The sequence below is a fragment of the Pseudoalteromonas sp. SR43-7 genome, from assembly GCF_014163785.1.
Taxonomy (GTDB): Bacteria; Pseudomonadota; Gammaproteobacteria; order Enterobacterales; family Alteromonadaceae; genus Pseudoalteromonas; species Pseudoalteromonas distincta.
This window is the reverse complement of sequence record NZ_JACJDY010000001.1, coordinates 1-23483: the sequence shown is the minus strand read 5'-3', so window position 1 is coordinate 23483 and position 23483 is coordinate 1. Positions and strand designations below refer to the sequence as shown.

Below are 23483 nucleotides of genomic sequence, written 5' to 3'. Positions count from 1 at the left end.
TATTGTAAAAGTTTAATGGGTAAAATGCACGGTTTGCAGTTCGTCGCAAACACCCTAAGTTGGAAGGAATTCCTGCCAGTTTACAGGCTGTTTATTTATGTGTTTAAAAGTGCAGGTAAACTACTTATAGAATCGATAATTAAATCAGCTTCTTGCTTAGCGCTTTCGTCAAAGCTTTGCCCTGAACGCACTAAAACACGTGTAGTGATCCCTGCTTTTTTCGCAGCCTGCATATCACTGAGTTTATCGCCCACCATAATACTGCAAGCAGGGTCGATATTATGCTCTTGTATGCCTTGTAATAACATACCTGGCGCAGGCTTTCTGCAACTGCACTCTTTCAAATATTCAGGGCCCGCTTTTTTAGGGTGATGCGGGCAAAAATACACATCGGTAACTGCAATGCTGTGGGCACTAAACTGGTCTTTCATCCACTCGGTCAGTGCTAAAAAATCAGCTTCGGTGTAATAACCTCGACCAATTCCAGATTGATTAGTGACGATTATGATTTTATAGCCTGCATCATAAAATGTTTTACAAGTACTAAAAACACCGTCAATAAATTCAAATTTATCGCTTTGATACACATAACCATGATCAACATTTACCACGCCATCTCGGTCTAAAAAAAGCGCTTTATTTTTTTGTTGTGCATTCATTACAAAGACTCTTTTTGTACAACATGGTCAAACATCGCTTTTACATCATCAACTGTAATTTGGCTCATTAAATCATCGCCTTTTACGCGTGTACCCCACGGTACTTGCTCAGCCGTTTTACCTGTTTGCTTAAACAAGTTTTGATGATAAACCTCTACCACGTAGTCTTGATATAAATAAGGACCTGTGCGTGCTGGATTTGAATGTGCATATAAACCAATAACCGGCGTACCAACTGTTACTGCCATATGCGCAGGACCCGTATCGGGCGCAAGCACTAAGCTGCCACGCTTTAACACGCACAACAACTCTTTGAGTTTTGTTTTACCTACTAAATTTAAAATAGGCGTGTTGCTGTGCTCAATAACGCTATTTGCTAGGTTAATTTCAAGCTCTGTTGGGCCACCCGTCAATACCACCTTAAAGCCTTGCTCGCTTGCATAATCAGCCAATGTGGCATAACGATCAGCGAGCCAATTACGCTGCGCTTTACTAGCTGCGGGCGATATTACTAATAGTTTATTAGTTAGGTATTCTGATGTTAATAACTCATCTGCAACCGCTTGGTCTTGCTCGGTGTATGGCATGTCCCAACTCGGTTTATAATCAGCTACACCAATGGCTTTTGCAAAACCTTTAAAGCCTTCAAGCACATGCGCCTGGGCTTGTGGGTCTATTCGTTTATTAATAAATAAGCTGTGCAATTCTTTTGAACGTGCCCAATCGAACCCTACTTTTACTTTTGCAGGAATACAACGCGCTACAAACCCAGCCCTTAATGCAACTTGCATATTGAGAAGCACATCAAATTTTTGGTTGTTGAAGCGTTGCTTTAAGCTTTTAAGCGCTGCTTTGCCTTGCTTTTTATCAAATACCACCAGCTCAACACCCGGTAAGTCAGCAAGTAACATGGCTTCTATTTTGCCAATTACCCAGGTGATTTTTGCATTCGGGTGTGCCTTTTGAATAGCTTGTACTGCACTCACAGCATGACATACGTCACCAATGGCTGAGAGTCTTAATATACAAATAGATGAATAATTAGGAGCTTGAGTCACACATTCCCTTAGGTATTAAATACAAAAGCCGATCTTAAATTATAATCACGCTATTGCAAGCACTTATCCTGCGCTTTAAAACGCGCTAATATAGACTCATTATTTAGCAATTACACAGAGCTATGTTTAAACAACACGTGCAAGGCAATCACACGCTATTAAGCCACCCTAAATACACAAGCCAAATTACCCTCGATTGGTTTGATGCAAATTATTGGCAACAACAAAATAAAATTGTGGGCGCTAAAAAAGGTCGAGCAACTGCGTGGTTTTTTAAGCAAGACGAATTAACAGCCGTACTTAGGCATTATTGGCGCGGTGGCTTAGTGGGTAAATTGCTAAGCGATCAATATTTATACCCAGGACTTGAACAAACCCGCGTATTTAAAGAGTTTAGCTTAATGAGTAAGCTTATAGAGCTTGGTTTAAACGTACCAACCCCTGTTGCAGCTAAAGTAACCCACAGCGGATTAATTTACCGTGGTGATATTATTACCGAGGCTGTTAAAGGCGCTAAAAGTGTACTCGATATATTAATTGAACGCCCATTGACTGAAGATGAGTTGGAGCGCATTGCTAAAACAATCGCGCTATTTCATTCAAAAGGCGTTTGTCACGCCGATTTAAACATTAATAACATTTTATTTAATGATATTGGTGATGTGTATATTATCGACTTTGATAGAGGTGAAATAAGAGCGCCTAACCCACAGTGGCAACAAAGTAATATGGCACGCCTTGAGCGCTCATTTTTAAAAGAGCAAGGTCGAAATGATGTCTTTAATTGGCAAGCGAGTGACTGGCAAACTCTGCACAGCAACTACCTCAAAACACTCGCTAATATAAGTTAACTTAGTTAGCCAATGCTAAATACTGCAGAGCAACCTGCTCTGCCTGTACTTGTTTTAGAATTTCAGCATTTTCTAGATTAGGTTTGTCAGTTAGTACCAACTTAACAGCATTGGCTAATGCCTCACTTTGTCCAGCGGGTACTAAATATTTACTCAGCTCGCCTGTTAATATCTCGCTTGGTCCAAATGTACAATTAGTGCTAACTACCGGAGTACCCACCGCTAAAGCCTCAATTAATACCGTTGGCAGCCCTTCAAAATCAGAGCTCAAAACTAAAGCTTTGGCATGCTGAATCCAGTTGTACGGGTTTTGTTGAAATCCAGGCACTACTAACTGTTTATCTATGCCATATTGCTGTGCAAGCTTTAACGCTTTTGCAGGTTTATTACATAAAAGGACTAACTTGTATTTTTTATCAAGTTTTGCAAATGCTGCAAATAATATATCGTGGCGTTTTTGTTTGGCGAGCCTTCCTACATGAATTAAGTAAGGCTCATTTGGGATGTCGTTATTTTTCTCATTTGCTTGCTGTCTTATTTTTTCAAAATCGAACGGGTTATAAATAGTCGCGATTGCACTTGGGTTAATTAAATCCCCTTGTGTTATTTCTTTTTCAACACCCTTTGATACGCAAATAAGTGATTTACCATTTAAGTTTTGCTTACTTTTTTTAAGGTATAAATATGAAAATGGACCTAATTTTTTTTGGCGTGCAAGTTCTGCATTAACAGAATTATGAATAACAAAGTGAGCATTTTTGATATTACTACGTGCAAGTAAATTATTACTTCTATCAAGGTTAGAAAGCACTAGGTCAATATTGCCAATCTCGCTTTGTTTTTTTTCAAACCACGCTTCTAATCGCAAAATACTATTTTTTCGCTGCCAGAATCTATCTACTTTGGATGCTCTATCAGGAAAAAGGCTATCAACTTTAACTATATCAGGAATGTCATACTCAGCGTTGCTCGCAAGAGATAATATAGTGACATTGTGCTGTAGTTTCGCCATTTTTTCAGCCAAAGTAAGCATTACTTTTTCAGCACCACCACCTACTAGTGAATCAATTACAATCACTATATTCATAAGCGATCTCCTACAAGCATATTTTTTATGCCAGTAGTGATCACGTCGAAGCTATGTGTGCTATCGAGTTGCTTATATTTACCAATAAATTCACTATAAAAAGGCTCGGTAATAACTTGAGCTATTTTCGTTGTAATTTCATCAATATCAAGATTTGCTTTTATTACAACACCTGCATTAACGCAATGATCCAAACGTGTATTTTGATCTTTTGAGATAGCACATGCCACAACAGGGGTTTGAACTGCAATTGCTTGCAATAAAGTATCTCCACCACTAAGTAATGCGACTTTGGCTTGGCTCATTAATGCCAAAAATTCGGTTCCTTGCAGGCTTGATAAACAAGTAACCTCATCACTTTTAGGAATTGCTTTATTATAATTTGCACCAAACACTACAACTGCTTTTAAACCAGTATGCTTAGTAATTTTAAGCGCGGCTTTAAAGTAAACCTCCGCACAATTAAGATTATTTAATATATGCCCGCCAGAACCCGCATTAACAATAAAATAGCCATCAGATACTAAGTTATAGCGATTTAAAACATCACGTTTTTGCTCACAAGAAGCAAATGGAACAAAAGGGCCTACATTACGAGGGTGTGCCAAGGGAAACATGTCTAACTTCGCACTTTCAGCCCATGTAAGTGGCTCAATACAATAATCAGGCTGTACAACCCAATGTGTATCAATTAAATTAATCCTGTTTAGCTTCAATCCCTTAGCGCGTTTTTTTGCATGCTGAGAAATAAATATAACTTTAGCGCCTACTTTTTTAGCCGCTTTCATATGCCCTGCACGTCCTGCACAATCAAAAACAACGACGTCAGGTTTAAATTGCTCTATAAAATCGCAAACAGAATCAAGCTCTTTAGTCGCTGAGTGTTCAAGCAATGTGGCTTCAAAAGGACACTTTTTTGCGTAGCTTGTATGCTTGTTTAGTATGAAGTGAATATCGAGAGAATCAGTAAGTTCTGCCTTTAAACTTTGAGCCAACAACAACGAGCGCATATATTCACCAATGCCTTCTGGTGATGATACGGGAATAAATAAAAGTCGTTTGTTGCTCATTACATTCTCAATTTCCTATTTGAACTCAAGTATACCAATCAGATACTTATTACGATAGCTAGGTTACATTTTAATATATTAAATTAGCTCTATAAATTTGATTATTTACTGCAATAACAAGCTTAGGTTGATAAACTTAGCCGCAATCTAAATCACAAGGATCTGAACTTTGCGAAACAGAATTTTTCTACTTTCTACTCTTTTTTGCGCTATGGGCGCGTCAGTTAATGCTGAGCCTTGGGTAAAACCCGATGATTACGGTCTTAGAGCTGATATTCAACAATTAGCTGATGCCGGTGTTATTTTAGCTCCTGTAACTACCTATCCGCTTATGTGGAAAAGTTTTATAAGTGATGTGCAAAGCATGCCGCTTGAGCAATTATCTCCAAGCTTACAAGATGCTTTACTTCGCGTTAAGCATCGATATAAATCAGAAAATAGCAGCTCGCATAGTCTTCAATTATCAGCTTTTGCAGCCACAGATCCGATCATAGCAACAAGCTTTGGTGCAACAAATACACAAGAAACAGAGCTTTCAGCAGCTTACGCTTATTTAGGCGATAATTTTGCAGCTAAAGTAGCTATAAATTACAGAAAAGACGGTAAAAAATGTTTAGTTGATGGAAAAACGACTGACGATATAGTTACCAACGAGCAAGCTTTAACCGATTGTAACGATACCTCACTTGACGATAGCTACTTAGCTTACCGTTTAGGTAACTGGATTTTTAGAGCGGGTGCTGTTGAGCAATTTTGGGGCCCAGGTGTTGATAACAGCTTAATAATGTCTGGTAATGCGAAACCTTTACCTGCACTAAGTGTAACCAGAGAAAAAAGTACTGCTTTTGAAACACCATGGCTGAGCTGGATTGGTCAATGGAGCTTTACAGCACAAATGGCTAAACTTGAGTCTACACGTGTAATTCCTGATGCTTTACTTTGGAGTACTCGTGTTAATTTTCGCCCTATTCAACAGTTAGAAATTGCACTTAGCTGGTCTGCGCAATGGGCCGGTGACGGACAACCGGGCTCAGCGGGTGACTTTATTGATGTTATAACAGGGCAAACTACATGTGTAGGTGAAGCCAACAGTTGTGATGTTCAATTTGAGTCTAAAATTGGAAACCAATTAGCTGGTATTGATGTTCGTTGGTCAGATACACTATTGAACCAACCTTATGCTGTATATGCCAGTACGATTGGCGAAGATGCAAGCTCACAGTTTAAACCGTCTGATAGAGCTTATTTATTTGGTGTACAGACAACACAACGCATATATGAACAAAACATACTATTTAATATAGAGTATATTGATACAGGTGTAACATGCACCAGTGAGCTAATTCGCGAGAATTGTTACTATGAGAACATTGATTACAAGTCAGGCTATCGTTACCACGGTCGCACTATTGGCTCTACTTATGATAACGATGCACAGTCAGTTGTTTTAACTCTGTTAGGTCAGTTATCTAATGGAGATGATTGGCAGGTAAAATTACGCAGTGTTGATTACAATAGCGATAAAAGTGATCGTTATCCAAATAACCCAGATTTAGGTAATTCTATTACTAAAACAGGCTTTAATAGTAAGCAATTAGAGCTTCGTTATAGAATGCTTTCTATGGGCGGCCGCGTCACTTTAGGTGCTTTCGCATCTAACAATGACGGCGCTGAAAACGATACATCAGCATTTGCTAAGTACGAATTAAATTTTTAGTAAGTTACTTTATTAAAAATAAAAAGGGATGAAAACAGTGTTTTCATCCCTTTTTTGTATTTTTAGTAACTTCAATCAGTAATTACTGTTTAATTTTACTAATTACTTTTGATGTTGAACACCCATCTAAAAACTCAAGCACTTCAACTTTTCCGCCATGGCGTAGCACATGTTCAGCACCTGCTATTTGCTCTACGGTGTAGTCGCCACCTTTAACTAAAATATCTGGGCTTATTTGCTCAATTAATTTAGCGGGAGTATCGTTTTCATCTAAACTTCCAAACGGAATAACCCAATCAACTGATGAAAGTGCGCTAAGTACCATCGCACGCTCATCTAGCGGGTTAATAGGGCGTTCTGCCCCTTTTAAACGCGTAATAGATTCATCATTATTTAATCCAACAACGAGTCTATCGCCTCGTGCTTTAGCTTGCGCTAAATAACGTACATGCCCAGCATGCAAAATATCAAAACAGCCATTAGTGAATACAATGGTTTCGCCGTTTTGTTTTGCAAATTCAATATGCTGAAGGACATCATCAAATGGTGTTTGGTAATGCTCACCCGTAGTATGTAAATACTGACCAAGCTTGCGGCTTAGCTCTTCTGGCGAGACAGTTGCAGCCCCAAACTTACTCACAACTATACCTGCGGCTAAATTAGCAATTTCGACAGCATCTTTAGGTTCCATGCCCGCGCCAAGCATAACCGCGAGTGTAGCTATAACCGTATCACCAGCCCCGGTTACATCGCTTACTTCAAGCTCTTGCGCTGCAAAATCAAATTTTTCATCTGCACTAATAAGCGACATACCTTGCTCTGAACGAGTAAGCAACATAGCTTTAATGCCATTTTTGCTAATTAAATCACGCGCACTTGCGGCTAAAGCCTCTTCTGAATCGGTTTGACCACCCGCTAACTTAAACTCATGTAAGTTAGGTGTAATGTAATCAGCACCTTCATATAAATGTAAATCTGGCGATTTAGGGTCGATTAAAACCGTTTTTCCGGCGCCCTTCGCAAGGCTTACCATTTCTTTAATTAAACTCAAAGATCCTTTGCTGTAATCAGAAAACACAATAAAGTCGTATTCATCAAGTACAAGCTCTAAGCGGTTTAATAAAAGCTGGCTGTGTTGCTCAGTAAACGTTTCTTCTAAATCAAGACGAACCAATTGTTGGTGGCGGCTAATAACACGCATTTTTGAAATAGTCGGTAAATCACATACACTGACCAATTGTGAGCTTATTTTTTCACCTTTTAGGATGGTCTCTAAAATCTGCCCGCTTTCGTCCTCACCAATTAAACCCAATAAGCCAACTTTTGCATCTAACCGCGCTATATTTTTTGCAACATTAGCTGCACCGCCCGCTTTGTCTTCAAATTTACTTACTTTAACTACAGGTACTGGCGCTTCTGGCGAAATGCGACCTGTATCACCATACCAATAGCGGTCTAGCATTACATCGCCAACAACTAATATTCGTGCTGCTGATAAGTTTTTTAATAACGATAAATCCATTACTGCTGCTCCGCAACAACCATATCCATGGCTTCACATAACCAGTGACCTATAAACATGTGAGCTTCTTGAATACGTGCTGTTTCGTCATTTTTTATAATAATAGGTAACTTAGCAATATCTTTTACTTTACCGCCATCACGCCCAGTTAATGCCACTGTAAAAGCGCCTAGTTTATTTGCAGCCTCTAATGCTAAATTAATATTGTTACTAGTACCTGATGTAGTTAAACCAATTACTAAATCTTCTGGCTTACATAACGCTTGAACTTGGCGCTCAAACACCGTATCAAAGTGATAGTCGTTGCTGTGCGCTGTTAAAATTGAGGTGTCGGTGGTCAATGCCATTGAAGCAAGCGGACCACGTTCTAATTTATAACGCACTACAAATTCTGCTGCTAAATGCTGTGCATCTGCTGCACTACCACCGTTACCAAACCAAACAATCTTGCCACCAGCTTGTAATGCACTATGGCATGCTTCTAACAATTGCATAGATTCTTGATGATAAGCCTCCATCGTTTCAAATAATGCCTGATGACGGTTTAATGTTTCAACGTAGCTAGTTGCCACTGAATCGATAATTGACATGAAAAAATTCCTCTTGGAACTGAAATGGCAGGAAAAATTAAATTCATTATTCCATAATTTTATTTAATTGTGTGTATTTTATCGGGTTATAACTGAACCCAGACCATATTTTATAACGAGTCTGTTTAGAAAACGGCTATTTCACGGTAAACTAACGCCACTTCCCTTTAAGAAAGATCAGTATGGCACGCATTTTTTACTCATTCGCATTAATTATTATTAGCCCACTGATTGTATTTTATCTCTATATTTTACGAGGTAAAAAAAACCAAGGCTATCGTGCACACTTTAAAGAGCGCTTTGGGTTTGTCAGTAAGTCTTTGTTTTCGGTTAAAACTAAACCTTTAGTTTTTCATTGTGCTTCTGTTGGTGAGGTACTTGCCGCAACGCCACTTATTAAAGCTTTGCAAAAAGCGCATCCAAACTTAAATATACTTATAACCTGTAATACCCCAACAGGCAGAGAGCAAATACTTAACCAGTTTAAAAATACTGTGGCGTGTAGCTACTTACCAATCGATTTTCCGTTTGCGACAGCCCGATTTTTAAAGCGTATAAAGCCACAAGCATTATGTATTTTAGAAACCGAGCTATGGCCAAATTTAATGGCGATAAGCCACAAAAAAAACATACCAGTACTTGTCATCAATGCAAGACTCTCTGAAAAGTCACAGCAGGGCTATCAAAAGGTCGCTAAATTAACGCATATTATTATGCGCTCAATTACGGTACTTGCGAGTCACAATAAAACAGATGCTAAACGCTTTATTGAACTTGGTCTCGAAGCTTCAAAAAGCCATGTAACAGGCTCAATAAAATTTGATATAACACCAAGTGAAGAGCAACTAGCTAAAGTACTCAACCTTAAACAGCTTTATAGTAGTAATGAACGCTTTGTGTGGGTGGCAGGATCAACACATCCTGTTGAGCATGAGCTGGTACTTTCAGCCCATCAAGAGTTACTAAAAAAGCAACCGAACGCATTACTTATAATTGCCCCGCGCCATCCAGAGCAATTTGACAAAGTGGCAGAGCTTTTAACACAAAGCCCACTTAGCTTTAGCCGTCGTAGCCAAAATAACTATAATAATGAACAAATACTCCTTGCTGATACGCTTGGTGAATTACAGTGTTTATATGGCGCTGCAAATGTGAGCTTTATTGGTGGCAGCTTAATTCGTAGAGGTGGACATAACCCACTAGAATCCGCTGCGTTTTCGGTAGGTGTAATAACAGGTCCACACACATACAATTTTGACCATGTTTATCCCGAGCTAATAAAGCTTAAAGGCGCTGTAGTGGTTGATAGTAACGACGAACTCGCAAAGCAGCTCATAACGTTTAGCCAAAACACAAAAGCGTGCCAAACCTTAGGTATTAAAGCTGCGCAATGCGTAACTAAAAACCAAGGTGCTATACAAAAAACACTTAACATTATTAATCAATATTTAGAGCCAAAACCGTGACCAACATAGCTATAAGCCAAACCCGTGAATGGGTGTCATCTGTTATTGTTAAATATAACTTTTGCCCGTTTGCACGCAAAGAAGTAGAAAACAACTGTATTCATTACATAGTCAGCCCAGCAGCAACTATGGATGATGCTGTGATGGATATGCTTGAGCAATGTGTTGAGCTTGACCGTGAACCAGAGCGCGAAACAACCCTTATCATGTTTGACAATGGCTTTAGTGACTTTGAAGACTTTTTAGACTTGGTCGATTTAGCTAATGCACTTTTAGTCGCGCAAGGCTTTGAAGGTAAGTATCAAATCGCTAATTTTCATCCTGATTACGTATTTGCTGACAGTGATGAAACCGATGCCGCAAACTACACAAATAGAGCGCCCTTTCCTACATTGCATTTAATCCGCGAAGCAAGTATGAGCGAAGCACTTGATAGTTACAACGAGCCCGAGTCGATTCCAGAGCATAATATAAATCTAGCAAGGCGTAAGGGGATTGATTTTTGGCAGCAGTTACTTGAAGGCTGTAAAAAACCGAGCGCTTAAATGCTCGGTTTTATTTGGTTTGTGCAGAACAAGACAATAACAAACGCTTATTTTTTAACCCAGTTACCATTTACTTCAACGTAATGACCACTTTGGGTTTTTTCAATTGTTTTAGCGGCAGCAAGTGCTTCTACTTGTGAAAGCGACAAGTTATTCTTTTTAGCGAGCTTTAAGTACTGCGCTTTACGCTTTGCATTTATGTCATCAACAACGGCTTTTGCCTCTGCGTTTTGTACAACAAGTCCTAAATAACCAGAGCTATCTTCACCTACTAAACCTTGGTTTTTAGCGTCATCAAGGCTAATAGCCCAAGCAGAGAAAGACATACATACTGCACTAACTAACGTAATAATATTTAATTTTTTCTTCGTATTCATGTTCTAGCTCCTTAAAATAACTCACTGTCGTCACTAAATAAATTGTCGAGTTCTTTATCTACTTTTACGCGAATTTCGTGATCGACCTTCACATTTAAATTAATAGTAATGGGCTCTTTAGCAGACACCTCAACACGATGCGTGCAAGCACTGAGTGCACTAATAGCACTCAGCGCGAGCAGTACTTTTATCAATAACGACTGTCTCATTATTAGTTTCCTTTTTGTGAGTATTGTTGCTCAACTTTTTGTGTAATTTCGTCACTTAAACGCAGTGCACGTAAAAGTGTAAATACGTTTTCTTCGTGGTTATAATTAAAGTTAACCTGCTGCTGCTCTGCTTTATTATAGCCTTGCAAATTAACCCCTAGTTTTAACCAACCATCGTTTTTTAGTGCCACACTGCTATTAAGTTTTTGAATATCTAAATTAGTTAATAGCCCTAACACAGGTTGTAACTCTTGCTGTTGCTGCATTACTGAATCAAAAGCGGCATTATTGGTAATTTTTAAATTACCTGTTCCTTGGCTAAATAAGCTTCCGTCAATTATCTCAATTTTTCCACTATCAAAGTGAACCGGTAAAGACCCCGCCAAGCGTCCCGTTAATACAATGCCCGACTTATCGTCGAGTGTAACAAGTTTGCTTGCATCAATATTTTCAAACTTAACATTAGCAACTTGGTTTGGCTTCCCTACTGTGTAGCTATCTAATGAAAACTCGCCACCAAACACACTTCCTTTTACATCATTTATAAGCGCGGTATTGTTATTAACTTGCCATTGACCTTTAATAGTTTTAACTACGGCACCGGCTCTAAATTCATTTAAATTAAAGGTAGTTGGTTTTACATTAAGCTTACCTGAATTATATTCCCCGCTAAATGTACTGCTTAAATCACTCGCAAGGTAATCGTTATACAATGCACTTGTATGACTAATCCCTATATTGAACAGTGCATTTTGTAAGTTTATATCGCCACTAATATAGCCATTAAATTCGCCCTCTGTTAACTGTGCAAGTGGCTCAAATTGACTAATAAACGCATTTAACGACAGCGCACTTTGTTCAGGAATAACCACTTCAAATGGATGAGCTTGCGACGACATATGATGATTTATCACTAACTCAACATTATTTATAAATGCGTGATGCGTAGCTTTTAGTGCACGGCTTTGCAAGCCCGTAGACTCTACTTTTATATTATTAAGTTTTATGTCGGGGCTATTAACAGCCTTTATATTCGTTTTTGCTGTTAGATCAGCAAATAACTCACCTACGCCTAAATTAGCATTTGCTGTTAATGTGTTACTTATATCTGTGACTTTAAATTCTTTATATTCTGCGCTTTTTAATTGCTGCGTTAACGTTACTTCTGTGTTTAACTGTTTATCCATTTTTGCAGTTAAATCACCTTGGTATTGCACTGCACTTATATCAAACGCATCTACACTGTTAAGCGTTAATTTAGCATTTATAAGCCCAATGGGTTTTGAGTCTATAAACTCACTTATATTAAAGTGACCACTAAGGCTAAGCCCATCCGCTGTTGCGGGTACAAACTCAGGTAAATTTTCAAGCATAACGGCGTAATCGCCTTTAATCGCAGCGCCAGATAACTGAGCATTAACGTTAATATTATTTATATCGGGTGTATTTATTTGAGCTGATAAAGTTGACTGTAAGTCTTCAAATGAAGATGTAATATTTAGTGTTGTATCTGTTATTAAAATATCAAATTGCTTATCGCCCACGCTTACCAAATTAATTGCAGGTACCCTCAACTCACTAGCCTCTAAGCGAATTGATTGAGGGAGTTTAAGTTGCCAATTTAAAGGAACTTGTTTGCTAATAAAGCCTGCATATTCACTTGGTGGAATTAACTCAGTACAGCTTGGTGTTAAATTAATTTTGTTATTAAGCAAATCGGTATTAAACATTAACGCTTGGCTATTTAAATTAAAACGCGTCGCCAATTTACCAGTGGTTAATACGTTAACTTTGCACTGCTCATACGTGTGAGTAAACTGGGAGCTAATATCGCCATTTAACTTAAGTTCTATACCATCAAAGCTAAATGCTTGCTGAGTATTAAAGTTAAAATCTGCTATTAATGTATTTTTAGTGTTTATAACGTGCTTTAAAAAAGTGTCATTAATTTCAAACTGACCACTTACTTTATTAGCAGTCAAAATTGCACTTGCGTTTATATCACCTGAGACATTAAATTTATTTAGTTTGGGTTCTAATATGCTTATTTTAAGTGGCTTATTGAGCTCATCACTTTTTACTACAAGCTGTTTAATATTGATTAATGGGCGATTTAAGGGAAGTGCTAAATCGAGATTTTTAGCAAGCTGATTAGCATTATCACTTTTAGGGAGTGGATTAACTGTTAGCACTGCATTTTCAATATCTACACGCTTTGTATTTGCAGTAATACCAGTAAGTTGTAATTGTTGATTTTGATAATTTACACACACTTTATCAGCATGAATATTTAGTTCAGACGTTATTGAAAGATCGAGACAACTTAACGTAATGCCTGCTTTTTTGAGCTCAGGCGCTATAACCCACTGCAATAGCGGCAAGCGAAATACATAACCAAGCAGCAAGGTACTTAGCAATACAACGCCAACAATTAAACCAATTCGCTTAAACATACTATCCTTAAATGCTTTGTGCTTTGTGCTTTGTGCTTTTAGCTAAAACTATACTAATCAAAAAAGGCTGCACAATGCAGCCTTTTTTATTTTACAGTAAGATTATGAATCTAACTTGTATAAACGTAAATATAATTAACCTACGTTTTTACGTGCGTTACGGAACATACGCATCCACGGGCTATCCTCGAGCCACTCATCTGGGTGCCAAGAGTTGGCAACGCTTCTGAATACACGTTCTGGATGCGGCATCATTACAGTGGCGCGACCATCAGTTGACGTAATACCGGTAATACCTTCTGGAGAACCATTAGGGTTAGCTGGGTACTGCGTTGTAGGGTTACCGTAGTTATCTACAAATTTAACCGCTACAGTGCCGCTATCAAGCGCCGCTTTAGTAGCTGCATCGTTTGCAAACTCAGCATGACCTTCACCATGAGAAACTGCAATTGGCATACGCGAGCCAGCCATTCCGTTAAAGAACACAGACGGATTCTCTTGTATTTCTACTAAACTAAAGCGTGCTTCAAAACGCTCTGATTTATTAGTTACAAAGCGCGGCCAATGTTCAGTACCAGGGATCAACTCTTTTAACGTTGATAACATTTGGCAACCGTTACATACACCTAAGCTGAAAGTATCTTCACGGTGGAAAAAGTTTTGGAACTGATCGCGTGCCATGTCGTTAAACAAAATAGACTTAGCCCAACCTTCACCTGCACCAAGTACGTCACCGTATGAGAAACCACCACAGGCCACTAAACCTTTAAATTGCTCTAGTGTTAAACGACCTTCTAAAATGTCGCTCATGTGTACATCAACGGCTGCAAAACCTGCGCGATTAAACGCTGCCGCCATTTCTAAATGAGAGTTAACACCCTGCTCACGTAAAATAGCCATTTGCGGTTTAGCACCGGTTGCAATGTATGGTGCAGCTATATCTTCGTTTAAATCAAAGTTAAGTTTTACGTTTAAGCCTGGATCTTTTGCATCAAATTTAGCATCAAACTCTTGCTTAGCACACTCAGGGTTATCACGGCGTGCTTGCATTTGATACGTTGTTTCAGCCCAAATAGTACGAAGCTCAGTACGCGTATGATTAAGTACCGTATTTTCGCCACGGTGAAACATAATCGTATCGTCACTGTTAAGCGTGCCAATATTGTGACTAATGGCTGCTATACCATGTTGTTCAAACACCGCATTTACTGCATCTAAATCAGCATTCGCAACTTGAATTACCGCACCTAGCTCTTCGTTATAAAGCGCTTCAATGTCAGAACCTGTTAAAGCTGCTAAATCAACCGTTACACCGGTATGACCCGTAAACGCCATTTCAGCTACTGTGGTAAATAAGCCACCGTCTGAGCGGTCATGATAAGCAAGTAACTTACTATCAGCCACAAGTGCTTGCATTGCGTTATAGAAGCCTTTTAATAACTCAGGGCTATCAACATCAGGGGTTACATCACCTAATTGCTTATAAACTTGTGCAAGGCTTGATGCGCCCATGCGGTTTTTACCCGCACCTAAATCAACTAATATAAGCGATGTATCGCCTTTATCTGTGCGCAGTTGTGGAGTTACTGTTTTACGTACGTCGTCAACACGACCAAATGCAGTTATAACCAGTGAAAGCGGCGATGTTACTGATTTCTCTTGTGAGTCACCTTCATCTTTCCATGTCGTTTTCATCGACATAGAATCTTTACCCACTGGAATAGTTAAACCAAGCGCAGGGCAAAGCTCTTCGCCTACGGCTTTAACAGCTTCATATAAACCAGCATCTTCACCTGGGTGACCCGCTGCTGCCATCCAGTTTGCCGATAACTTAATGTTTTCAAGGCTACCAATATTTGCACAAGCAATATTAGTTAACGACTCTGCCACAGCTAAACGAGCAGATGCACCGTAATTAAGTAATGCAGCCGGAGTACGCTCACCGAGTGACATAGCTTCACCGTGGTAAGTATCATACGTTGCCGCAGTTACAGCACAGTTAGCAACAGGTACTTGCCAAGGACCAACCATTTGGTCGCGTGCTACTAAACCCGTAACTGAGCGATCGCCGATTGTTATTAAGAATGTTTTTTCTGCAATGGTTGGTAAACGCATTAAGCGCTGCGCTGCATCTGCTGCATTTATTGATGTGATATCAAGCGCCTTGCCAACAACTTGCTTTGACGTTACATCGCGGTGCATTTTAGGTGCTTTACCTAATAATACGTCCAGCGGCAAATCAACAGGGTTATTTTCAAAGTGGCTGTCTGACACTGTTAAGTGAGGTTCCGCTGTTGCTTCACCAATAACAGCGTACTGGGCACGTTCACGCTTACAAATTGCTTCAAAGCGGTCAAAGTCCTCTACGCCAACAGCGAGTACATAACGCTCTTGTGATTCATTACACCAAATTTCGTGTGGTGCCATGCCTGGCTCATCGTTAGGGATGCTACGTAATTGAAACTTACCACCACGTCCGCCATCATTAACAAGCTCAGGAAACGCGTTAGATAAACCACCGGCACCTACATCATGGATGAATGCAATTGGGTTTTCGTCACCAAGCTGCCAACATTTATCGATAACTTCTTGGCAACGACGTTCCATTTCTGGGTTTTCGCGCTGTACTGAAGCAAAGTCTAAATCTTCGTTTGACTGACCAGAGGCCATACTTGATGCAGCACCACCGCCTAAACCAATGTTCATTGCAGGTCCGCCTAGCGCAATTAACTTAGCGCCAACAGGAATATCGCCTTTTTGAACATGATCAGAGCGAATATTGCCTAAACCACCGGCAAGCATAATTGGTTTATGGTAACCACGCACTTCTTCACCATTATGGCTTGTTACTTTTTCTTCGTAAGTACGGAAATAGCCTAACAAGTTAGGACGACCAAACTCATTATTAAATGCAGCACCACCTAGTGGACCTTCTGTCATTATATCAAGTGCGTTTACAATACGACCCGGCTTACCAAAATCGCTTTCCCACGGTTGCTCGTAACCTGGAATACGTAAATTTGATACAGTAAAGCCAACTAAGCCTGCTTTTGGCTTAGAACCACGACCAGTTGCGCCTTCATCGCGAATCTCACCACCAGAACCTGTAGCAGCACCTGAGAATGGCGCAATAGCTGTTGGGTGGTTATGCGTTTCAACTTTCATTAGTATTTCAATGTCTTCTTGATGATACGCATATTCACCTTGCGCATTTGGGAAGAAGCGACCCGCTTTTGAGCCTTTCATTACTGCCGCGTTATCTTTATACGCCGACAATACATTTTCAGGATTTAGCTCAAACGTATTTTTAATCATTTTAAACAGCGATTTTGGCTGCTCTTTACCATCGATTGTCCAGTCAGCATTAAATATTTTATGGCGACAATGCTCTGAGTTCGCTTGTGCAAACATAAACAATTCGATGTCGTTAGGGTTACGTCCTAACTTTGTAAAATTTTCTACTAAATAGTCTATTTCGTCATCAGCAAGCGCAAAGCCTTGCTCAACATTGGCTATTACTAATGCTTCGCGTCCACCACCTAAAATATCGACAGACGACATTTGGCGTGGGGCATCACTGCGAAACAGCTGAGCCGCATCTTCAAGTTCATTGTGTGTGGCTTCAGTCATGCGGTCGTGCAATAACGCAGTTACTTGTGCAAGTTGTTCTGCGTTTAAATCACCTTCAACATAATAAGCAATACCGCGTTCAACACGGTGAACCTGCTTTAAACCACAGTTGTGGGCGATGTCGGTAGCTTTAGATGCCCAAGGTGAAATGGTACCTGGGCGAGGTGTAACAAGTACAAGTTTGCCAGCTGGGGTATGCTCAGCAATAGTTGGACCGTAAGTTAATAGTTTTTCAAGCTTGGTTTGCTCAGAGCTACTCAACGGCGATGTTAAATCGGCAAAGTGAGCATACTCGGCGTATACGTTAGTGACTGGAAGTTGCGATTGTTGGCAACGCGCTAAAATTTTATTAACTCTGAACTCTGAAAGTGCTGGTGCACCACGAAGGATCAACATAGGTAATTTCATCCGGGGTTAGGGATTGAACGATATTTTAGGCACGCATTATAGTCCAATTAGCATTCAGATTTAACTCAAAATTACGCTTTTCATAAAATTAACTTTTTAGCTTTATTTATAGCCTCTTTTGGTTAATAAAATAAAAGGTAAAGTGACGCGATGGCTTAGTTTTGCTATAACGGTGGCTGGCGAGCTTAAGGGGCACTCAATGTTCAAAGAAAAACTAATAATAATCATTACTTTAGTTATGCTGTTATGTGCATGTGATATGCAAGAGCAGCCAACTCAACTCGCCCAAATAAAAGAGCAAAACAAAATACGTGTGGGTACACTTGCAAGTGCTAGTAATTATTATCAAGCCGTTCAAGGTGAACAAGGCTTTGAATATGAGCTATCTCAAGCATTTGCTGAATATCTAGGTGTAGAGCTTGAAATAGTGCCATTTTTTAACTTATCCGATATGTTTGAACGCCTGGAAAGCGGCGATTTAGATTTAATTGCCTCAGGGCTTACCTATAATAAAACCCGTGCAGAGCAATACCGTTATGGACCAACTTACAGAACAATCAGCCAAAAATTAGTTTATAAGCAAGGACGTGTTCGTCCTCGAGAGTTTGCCGACTTAGAAGGCAACTTTACTGTTATCGCTAAAAGTAGCCATTCGCTTACTCTGCAAAAAATGAAAAAAAACAATCCAGATCTTACTTGGATAGAAAGCGAAGAGTTTGATGAAGAAGAACTACTTCAAGCGGTTATTGATGGCGAAATAGATTACACACTCGCTGATACACATACCCTATCGCTGTTTCGCCGTTATCATCCAAATTTAAGTATCGGTTTTTCTGTTAGTCATAACGACCCGATTGCATGGATACTTAATAAATCAAAAGATGATTCTTTATATTCCTTATTAGTGCCATTTTTTGGCGATATAAAACAGAGTAATCAGCTCTACGTACTTGAAGAAAAATACTTTGGCCACGTGCGCCAATTTAACTATGTAAATACCCTTGCTTATATCGAAGCTATCAAAGAAACCTTACCAACATACCAACCATGGTTTGAACAATATGCTGGTAGCCTTGATTGGCGTTTATTAGCGGCACTTAGCTATCAAGAATCTATGTGGAATCCTCGCGCTAAATCTCCAACAGGCGTTCGCGGTATTATGATGCTAACCCGCAGTACAGCAAAACAAGTAGGTGTTACCAACCGCTTAGAGCCAGAGCAAAATATTCGCGGTGGTGGTAAGTATTTAAGTAAACTGATTAAGCGTATTCCTGATAGAATTCCTCAACCTGATAGAACATGGCTTGCACTAGCGGCTTACAATGTAGGTTGGGGGCACGTTAACGACGCGCGTATAATTACCGAGCAGCAAGGCGCAAGCCCTGATAAATGGGCTGATGTAAAAAAACGCTTACCGCTGTTAATTAAAAAGCGCTATTACCGTAAAACTCGCTATGGTTATGCGCGTGGCGATGTAGCGGTTAAATATGTTGATAATATTCGTCGCTATTACGATGCACTTGTTTGGCTAGATGAGAATAATGCTATTGCTGTAGAACCAGAATCAGAACCAATCACAGAGCAGAGCACTGATACCGAGCCAAAGCTAAATGAAGAAAGTGACGAAAAAAGTAACAAAGATGAAGCGCAAACAGGAAAACAACAGCCTATAATTGAGCCCGAACAACCGAGTGAAAACAATAACTAAGATTTGTATAGGTATCAGCTTTTTGAGTAAGCCAGTAAGCAAAATTTAAGTAAATTAAATATCTGTTTACTTGTCATCAAATGATCACTAATGTGTATTACTTGTATATTATTATTTTATAAGATATACCCTGCGCCTTTCTCACTCTTGCATTAGGAGAAAACATGCTAAAACGTAGACGCACACAAAAATTAAAACGCAATGTGATTTATTCAACAGCCACACGTCGTCGTGTTATGCTAAGAAAACTGCACAAAAAAATCATCTGGCGCCGCCGAATGTTTGCTATGCAGCAAATGGCTGAAACAGAAATAGAGCCAATCGCTAGTTAACTTTAGCTAGGTTTATTTATTTGTTCATCACGAGCAGCTTTCTTAGCTGCTTTAATTTGCGCTCTTCTACGCTTAAAAAAATTCGAAATAGTATCACCACACTGTTGTGCTAAAACACCACCGCATACCTCTACTTGATGATTTAACCTCGGCTCTTGTAATAAGTTCATAATTGAACCTGCAGACCCTGTTTTAGCATCGAGGGCACCAAATACTAAACGCTTTATTCTGCTATGCACCAACAGTCCTGCACACATAGAGCAAGGCTCTAACGTTACATATAGCGTGCAATCAATTAAGCGATAATTATTAAGTACTTTTCCAGCTTCTCTTACTGCAATCATTTCGGCATGAGCAGATGGATCGTTATCCGTTATTGAGCGATTGTACCCCACTGAAATTAGCTGGTTATCTTTTACTACAATTGCTCCAACCGGAATTTCATCAAGCAACTCTGCTTGCTTTGCATACAAAAGCGCTTGCTCCATCCAGTAGGAATCATTAAATGGCTCGTTCATTCTTTCTACTTAAATAACTTTTTATGCTTTAATTATACCTAGTTAGCACCCTAAAGTGCGTCATTCATTACTTTATTGCAAAAATAAAACGATATTTACCTGTTTGTAATGGCTCACTCGTGTGGATTTACGCTATAATCTCACGCTTTTTTTATTTAGCTCACAACACGGGTAGCAAATGAAATTTCCTGGACGCCGCAGGCATAAACATTATTTTCCAGTGGAAGCCAAAGATCCACTTACCAATCAACTTAACGCAACAGAGCGATTACAACGTAGTTATATTACGGGTATCGATCAGATCGTTGTTGATATAGAGGCCAAAGTTGATCAAGCTTTCCTTGACGAATTTCAACTACGTAGAGGTATGTCGCAAGTTATTGATAGCGACATAACAAACGCCTTATACGATCGTTTAAAATTAAACGATATGGTTGATTTTGAGTTTGCCGGTGGGACCATTGGTAACACTATGCACAACTACTCTGTACTTGCAGATGATCGCTCAGTTTTATTAGGCGTAATGAGCGAAAATATAAAAATAGGTAGCTATGCTTACCGCTTTTTATGTAATACCTCAAGCCGTGTAGATTTAAACTATCTTCAACCAGTAGATGGGCCTATAGGTCGTTGTTTTACATTAATTGATGAAACCGGTGAGCGTACTTTTGCAATAAGTGCGGGCCTAATGAATCACTTACGTCCTGAATCTATCGATAAAAACCTTATTGAAAATTCATCAGCATTAGTGATCAGTGCCTACCTCATGCGTACGCAAGGTAGTGAAACGATGACTGAAGCGACTATGCAAGCGGTAAAATACGCTAATGATGCAGGTGTGCCAGTTGTTCTTACACTCGGCACTAAATTCTTAATTGAACAAGACCCGACCTGGTGGGCAAACTTTGTTGAAAAGCATGTTGATATTCTTGCTATGAACGAAGAAGAAGGGTTAGCTATTACAGGTTTTGAAGACCCTCTCCTAGCTGCTGATAAAGCACTTGATTGGGTAGATTTGGTAATTTGCACCGCTGGCGAAAAAGGCTTATTTATGGCCGGCTACGTAGACGAAAGCTTAAAGCGTGAAACCGAATACCCGTTATTACCAGGAGCAATACCTGATTTTAATCGATACGAATTTTCACGTGCTATGCGTAAAACCCAGTGTGATGAGCCTATCAGAGCATATAGCCATACAGCCCCATTTATGGGTGGACCTGACTCAATCAAAAACACCAATGGTGCAGGCGATTGTGCTTTAGCGGCTGTGCTACATGACTTATCAGCAAATGTTTATCATAAACTTAATGTGGCAAACTCAGCTAAGCATCAGCAACAAGCTATTACTTACTCATCACTATCGCAAATTAGTAAATATGCTAATCGAGCTAGTTATGAAGTGTTGGTTCAGCACTCTCCTCGTTTATCTCGCGGTTTACCAGAACGCGAAGACTGCTTAGAACAGGTTTATTGGGAACAATAATAACGGTGGGAGCAATCATTGCTCCCTATCAACTTCCTAAAAAATAGAAATATCGAGCTTTTTAGATAGCAGTTCCAGCGCTGCAATTCCTGCAACCGAATTACCAAACGAATTAAGTCCCGGAGAATAAACAGCTACCGTAAACTTATTTGGTAACACGGCTAAAATAGTCCCTGACACTCCCGATTTACCTGGCATACCTACTCTGTAACCAAAATCCCCCGCAGCATCGTATAAGCCACTGGTAAATAATAGCGAATTAAGCTGCTTATTTTGACGGCTACTTAAAACACGATCGCCCGATCGATTATCAACACCTTTATTTGCTAAAAAATTATAAGCTTTGGCTAATTCAATACAGTTGAGCTCAATAGAACAAAAGTTAAAGTAAGACCATAAAACATCATCGACTTCATTTTCGAAATTACCAAACGACTTCATTAAATGTGCCATAGCCGCATTACGATGCCTAAATTCATACTCAGAATTAGCGACTTTTTTATCAATCACTATCCCTCTATTACCAGCTAACAACCTAAAGGTCTCGAGCATAGAGTGCATTGGTGCAGATAAGCGGCTGTATAACGCATCACACGTTACAATTGCGCCTGCATTTATGAAAGGGTTACGAGGAATCCCTTTTTCAAACTCAAGCTGTGTAAGCGAATTAAAGGCAGTACCTGAAGGCTCCTTTCCAACTCGATGCCAAAGTTCATCACCATAACGTTGCAGTGCCATAGTAAGTGTCATAACTTTTGAAACAGACTGAATGGTAAAACGTTGAGAGCAATCCCCCGCACATACAGTTTTACCATCAGTTGTATAAATAGCGATAGAAAATTGCTCAGGATCGACCTCTGCAAGGGCCGGTATATAATCAGCTACTTTTCCTTGTGATAATAAAGGGCGTACTTCATGTGCTATTTCATCAAGCACCTTTTGGTAATCAGCTGTAGGCAAACTAGACCTCTATATCATCATTCATAAAAATTGGATTTTAGCACGCGCGAATAGACGCAACTAGTTTTGTTGTTGAATTTAAAGGGGGATGTTTTTCTTAATTTAAAAAAGCAAAAAACCCGTCACATTACTGTAACGGGTTTTTCTTAATTAAATCCTGGTAATGTCGTAGTGCCACAGCAGTGGAGAAGCACATAGCAAATGCTACACTATCTTTGTGTCGGGGCGTCCTTCTGCGGGGCTCGCCTTAGAACTATTTTATTTCGCCACTGAGTTCGGCATGGACTATTTACAAAATTTCAAAAAGCAAAAAACCGTCACATTACTGTAACGGGTTTTTCTTAATTAAATCTTGGTAATGTCGTAGTGCCACAGCGGTGGAGAGCCACATAGCAAATGCTACACTATCTTTGTGTCGAGGCGTCCTTCTGCGGGGCTCGCCTTAGAACTATTTTATTTCGCTACTGAGTTCGGCATGGACTATTTACAAAATTCCAAAAAGCAAAAAACCCGTCACATTACTGTAACGGGTTTCTCTTAATTAAATCCTGGTAATGTCCTACTTTCACATAGCAAATGCTACACTATCATCGGCGCTGTTTCGTTTCACTACTGAGTTCGGCATGGGATCAGGTGGGTCCAAAACGCTATTGTCACCAAGAAAATTCTTTTCAATTTTCTTATTTTAATTATTAAGGTTAAAGTCCTTCGACTGAATTTGAAGCCTGGTAATGTCCTACTTTCACATAGCAAATGCTACACTATCATCGGCGCTGTTTCGTTTCACTACTGAGTTCGGCATGGAGTCAGGTGGGTCCAAAACGCTATTGTCACCAAGCA

Annotated in this window: 19 protein-coding genes and 2 rRNA genes; 7 read left to right on the top strand and 14 right to left on the bottom strand. The window is 39.6% G+C overall.

Annotated elements, in window-relative coordinates:
• Positions 1-95: 95 nt before the first annotated feature.
• Both gmhB and H5087_RS00100 read right to left on the bottom strand, forming a co-directional pair.
• Positions 96-659 (bottom strand): D-glycero-beta-D-manno-heptose 1,7-bisphosphate 7-phosphatase, encoded by a 564-nt coding sequence (gmhB, locus tag H5087_RS00105; RefSeq protein WP_024604046.1) that lies wholly within the window; start codon positions 657-659, stop codon positions 96-98.
• Positions 659-1717 (bottom strand): glycosyltransferase family 9 protein, encoded by a 1059-nt coding sequence (locus tag H5087_RS00100; protein ID WP_182670772.1) that lies wholly within the window; start codon positions 1715-1717, stop codon positions 659-661. The genes gmhB and H5087_RS00100 overlap by 1 nt, the downstream gene beginning before the upstream one ends.
• A 122-nt stretch (positions 1718-1839) precedes the next feature.
• On the opposite strand from H5087_RS00100, the gene H5087_RS00095 reads away from it, so the two are divergent.
• A complete protein-coding gene (locus tag H5087_RS00095; protein WP_182670771.1) occupies positions 1840-2568 on the top strand; it encodes a 3-deoxy-D-manno-octulosonic acid kinase in 729 nt (242 codons plus the stop codon).
• Position 2569: 1 nt separating this feature from the next.
• On the opposite strand, the gene H5087_RS00090 is transcribed toward H5087_RS00095, so the two are convergent.
• Positions 2570-3655, bottom strand: coding sequence for a glycosyltransferase (locus H5087_RS00090; RefSeq protein ID WP_182670770.1), 1086 nt, complete (start codon positions 3653-3655; stop codon positions 2570-2572).
• Positions 3652-4725 carry a glycosyltransferase gene (locus H5087_RS00085; RefSeq protein ID WP_182670769.1) on the bottom strand — a complete coding sequence of 358 codons (1074 nt, stop codon included), beginning with the start codon at positions 4723-4725 and terminating at the stop codon, positions 3652-3654. Before H5087_RS00085 ends, H5087_RS00090 begins: the two co-directional genes overlap by 4 nt.
• A 211-nt stretch (positions 4726-4936) precedes the next feature.
• Between H5087_RS00085 and H5087_RS00080 the strand changes: the two genes are divergently transcribed.
• Positions 4937-6442 carry a capsule assembly Wzi family protein gene (locus H5087_RS00080; protein WP_182670905.1) on the top strand — a complete coding sequence of 502 codons (1506 nt, stop codon included), beginning with the start codon at positions 4937-4939 and terminating at the stop codon, positions 6440-6442.
• An 82-nt stretch (positions 6443-6524) separates the two neighbouring features.
• Here the strand turns inward: H5087_RS00080 and hldE are convergent, their stop codons facing one another.
• Both hldE and H5087_RS00070 read right to left on the bottom strand, forming a co-directional pair.
• The gene (gene hldE, locus H5087_RS00075; protein WP_002961064.1) at positions 6525-7964 is read right to left on the bottom strand and encodes a bifunctional D-glycero-beta-D-manno-heptose-7-phosphate kinase/D-glycero-beta-D-manno-heptose 1-phosphate adenylyltransferase HldE; all 1440 of its coding nucleotides are present in this window, start codon (positions 7962-7964) and stop codon (positions 6525-6527) included.
• The gene (locus H5087_RS00070; RefSeq protein WP_002961065.1) at positions 7964-8554 is read right to left on the bottom strand and encodes an SIS domain-containing protein; all 591 of its coding nucleotides are present in this window, start codon (positions 8552-8554) and stop codon (positions 7964-7966) included. The genes hldE and H5087_RS00070 overlap by 1 nt, the downstream gene beginning before the upstream one ends.
• Before the next feature lie 182 nt (positions 8555-8736).
• On the opposite strand from H5087_RS00070, the gene waaA reads away from it, so the two are divergent.
• Positions 8737-10020 (top strand): lipid IV(A) 3-deoxy-D-manno-octulosonic acid transferase, encoded by a 1284-nt coding sequence (waaA, locus tag H5087_RS00065; protein WP_182670768.1) that lies wholly within the window; start codon positions 8737-8739, stop codon positions 10018-10020.
• On the top strand, positions 10017-10565 hold the full coding sequence (locus H5087_RS00060; protein WP_024591451.1) for a DUF1415 domain-containing protein: 549 nt from the start codon (positions 10017-10019) through the stop codon (positions 10563-10565). Before waaA ends, H5087_RS00060 begins: the two co-directional genes overlap by 4 nt.
• A gap of 47 nt (positions 10566-10612) precedes the next feature.
• Here the strand turns inward: H5087_RS00060 and H5087_RS00055 are convergent, their stop codons facing one another.
• The 4 genes from H5087_RS00055 to purL form a co-directional block, all read right to left on the bottom strand.
• Positions 10613-10942: a YdbL family protein gene (locus tag H5087_RS00055; protein WP_002961068.1), complete on the bottom strand. Its 330-nt coding sequence runs from the start codon at positions 10940-10942 to the stop codon at positions 10613-10615.
• An 11-nt stretch (positions 10943-10953) separates the two neighbouring features.
• Positions 10954-11151 (bottom strand): YnbE family lipoprotein, encoded by a 198-nt coding sequence (locus tag H5087_RS00050; RefSeq protein WP_007378800.1) that lies wholly within the window; start codon positions 11149-11151, stop codon positions 10954-10956.
• Between the two features lie 2 nt (positions 11152-11153).
• Positions 11154-13604 (bottom strand): YdbH domain-containing protein, encoded by a 2451-nt coding sequence (locus H5087_RS00045; protein WP_182670767.1) that lies wholly within the window; start codon positions 13602-13604, stop codon positions 11154-11156.
• 135 nt (positions 13605-13739) lie between these two features.
• The gene (purL, locus tag H5087_RS00040; protein WP_182670766.1) at positions 13740-17630 is read right to left on the bottom strand and encodes a phosphoribosylformylglycinamidine synthase; all 3891 of its coding nucleotides are present in this window, start codon (positions 17628-17630) and stop codon (positions 13740-13742) included.
• A 211-nt stretch (positions 17631-17841) separates the two neighbouring features.
• Between purL and mltF the strand changes: the two genes are divergently transcribed.
• Positions 17842-19350, top strand: coding sequence for a membrane-bound lytic murein transglycosylase MltF (gene mltF / locus H5087_RS00035; RefSeq protein WP_182670765.1), 1509 nt, complete (start codon positions 17842-17844; stop codon positions 19348-19350).
• 164 nt (positions 19351-19514) lie between these two features.
• Positions 19515-19682, top strand: a complete 168-nt coding sequence (locus H5087_RS00030) for a hypothetical protein (protein ID WP_002961076.1) — start codon at positions 19515-19517, stop codon at positions 19680-19682.
• A 2-nt stretch (positions 19683-19684) separates the two neighbouring features.
• Here the strand turns inward: H5087_RS00030 and tadA are convergent, their stop codons facing one another.
• Positions 19685-20200: a tRNA adenosine(34) deaminase TadA gene (tadA, locus tag H5087_RS00025; protein WP_002961078.1), complete on the bottom strand. Its 516-nt coding sequence runs from the start codon at positions 20198-20200 to the stop codon at positions 19685-19687.
• Positions 20201-20378: 178 nt separating this feature from the next.
• Here tadA and H5087_RS00020 point away from each other — a divergent pair, with 178 nt between their 5' ends.
• A complete protein-coding gene (locus H5087_RS00020) occupies positions 20379-21683 on the top strand; it encodes an inosine/guanosine kinase (RefSeq protein WP_024597413.1) in 1305 nt (434 codons plus the stop codon).
• A 36-nt stretch (positions 21684-21719) separates the two neighbouring features.
• On the opposite strand, the gene glsB is transcribed toward H5087_RS00020, so the two are convergent.
• From glsB to rrf (H5087_RS00005), 3 genes are all read right to left on the bottom strand, one after another.
• On the bottom strand, positions 21720-22643 hold the full coding sequence (gene glsB / locus H5087_RS00015; protein ID WP_002961081.1) for a glutaminase B: 924 nt from the start codon (positions 22641-22643) through the stop codon (positions 21720-21722).
• Between the two features lie 546 nt (positions 22644-23189).
• Positions 23190-23304: ribosomal RNA gene (rrf, locus tag H5087_RS00010) — 5S ribosomal RNA — on the bottom strand.
• A gap of 62 nt (positions 23305-23366) precedes the next feature.
• A 5S ribosomal RNA gene (gene rrf / locus H5087_RS00005) occupies positions 23367-23481 on the bottom strand.
• Positions 23482-23483: the final 2 nt, after the last annotated feature.

Excerpts from the sequence above, each read along its gene's own strand:
- H5087_RS00070 (WP_002961065.1), bottom strand. The coding sequence starts at position 8,554 with ATGTCAATTATCGATTCAGTGGCAACTAGCTACGTTGAAACATTAAAC.
- tadA (WP_002961078.1), bottom strand. The coding sequence starts at position 20,200 with ATGAACGAGCCATTTAATGATTCCTACTGGATGGAGCAAGCGCTTTTG.
- mltF (WP_182670765.1), top strand. The coding sequence starts at position 17,842 with ATGTTCAAAGAAAAACTAATAATAATCATTACTTTAGTTATGCTGTTA.
- H5087_RS00080 (WP_182670905.1), top strand. The coding sequence starts at position 4,937 with ATGGGCGCGTCAGTTAATGCTGAGCCTTGGGTAAAACCCGATGATTAC.
- H5087_RS00020 (WP_024597413.1), top strand. The coding sequence starts at position 20,379 with ATGAAATTTCCTGGACGCCGCAGGCATAAACATTATTTTCCAGTGGAA.
- H5087_RS00030 (WP_002961076.1), top strand. The coding sequence starts at position 19,515 with ATGCTAAAACGTAGACGCACACAAAAATTAAAACGCAATGTGATTTAT.
- H5087_RS00090 (WP_182670770.1), bottom strand. The coding sequence starts at position 3,655 with ATGAATATAGTGATTGTAATTGATTCACTAGTAGGTGGTGGTGCTGAA.
- H5087_RS00045 (WP_182670767.1), bottom strand. The coding sequence starts at position 13,604 with ATGTTTAAGCGAATTGGTTTAATTGTTGGCGTTGTATTGCTAAGTACC.
- hldE (WP_002961064.1), bottom strand. The coding sequence starts at position 7,964 with ATGGATTTATCGTTATTAAAAAACTTATCAGCAGCACGAATATTAGTT.
- purL (WP_182670766.1), bottom strand. The coding sequence starts at position 17,630 with ATGTTGATCCTTCGTGGTGCACCAGCACTTTCAGAGTTCAGAGTTAAT.
- gmhB (WP_024604046.1), bottom strand. The coding sequence starts at position 659 with ATGAATGCACAACAAAAAAATAAAGCGCTTTTTTTAGACCGAGATGGC.
- H5087_RS00085 (WP_182670769.1), bottom strand. The coding sequence starts at position 4,725 with ATGAGCAACAAACGACTTTTATTTATTCCCGTATCATCACCAGAAGGC.
- H5087_RS00050 (WP_007378800.1), bottom strand. The coding sequence starts at position 11,151 with ATGAGACAGTCGTTATTGATAAAAGTACTGCTCGCGCTGAGTGCTATT.
- H5087_RS00055 (WP_002961068.1), bottom strand. The coding sequence starts at position 10,942 with ATGAATACGAAGAAAAAATTAAATATTATTACGTTAGTTAGTGCAGTA.
- waaA (WP_182670768.1), top strand. The coding sequence starts at position 8,737 with ATGGCACGCATTTTTTACTCATTCGCATTAATTATTATTAGCCCACTG.
- H5087_RS00095 (WP_182670771.1), top strand. The coding sequence starts at position 1,840 with ATGTTTAAACAACACGTGCAAGGCAATCACACGCTATTAAGCCACCCT.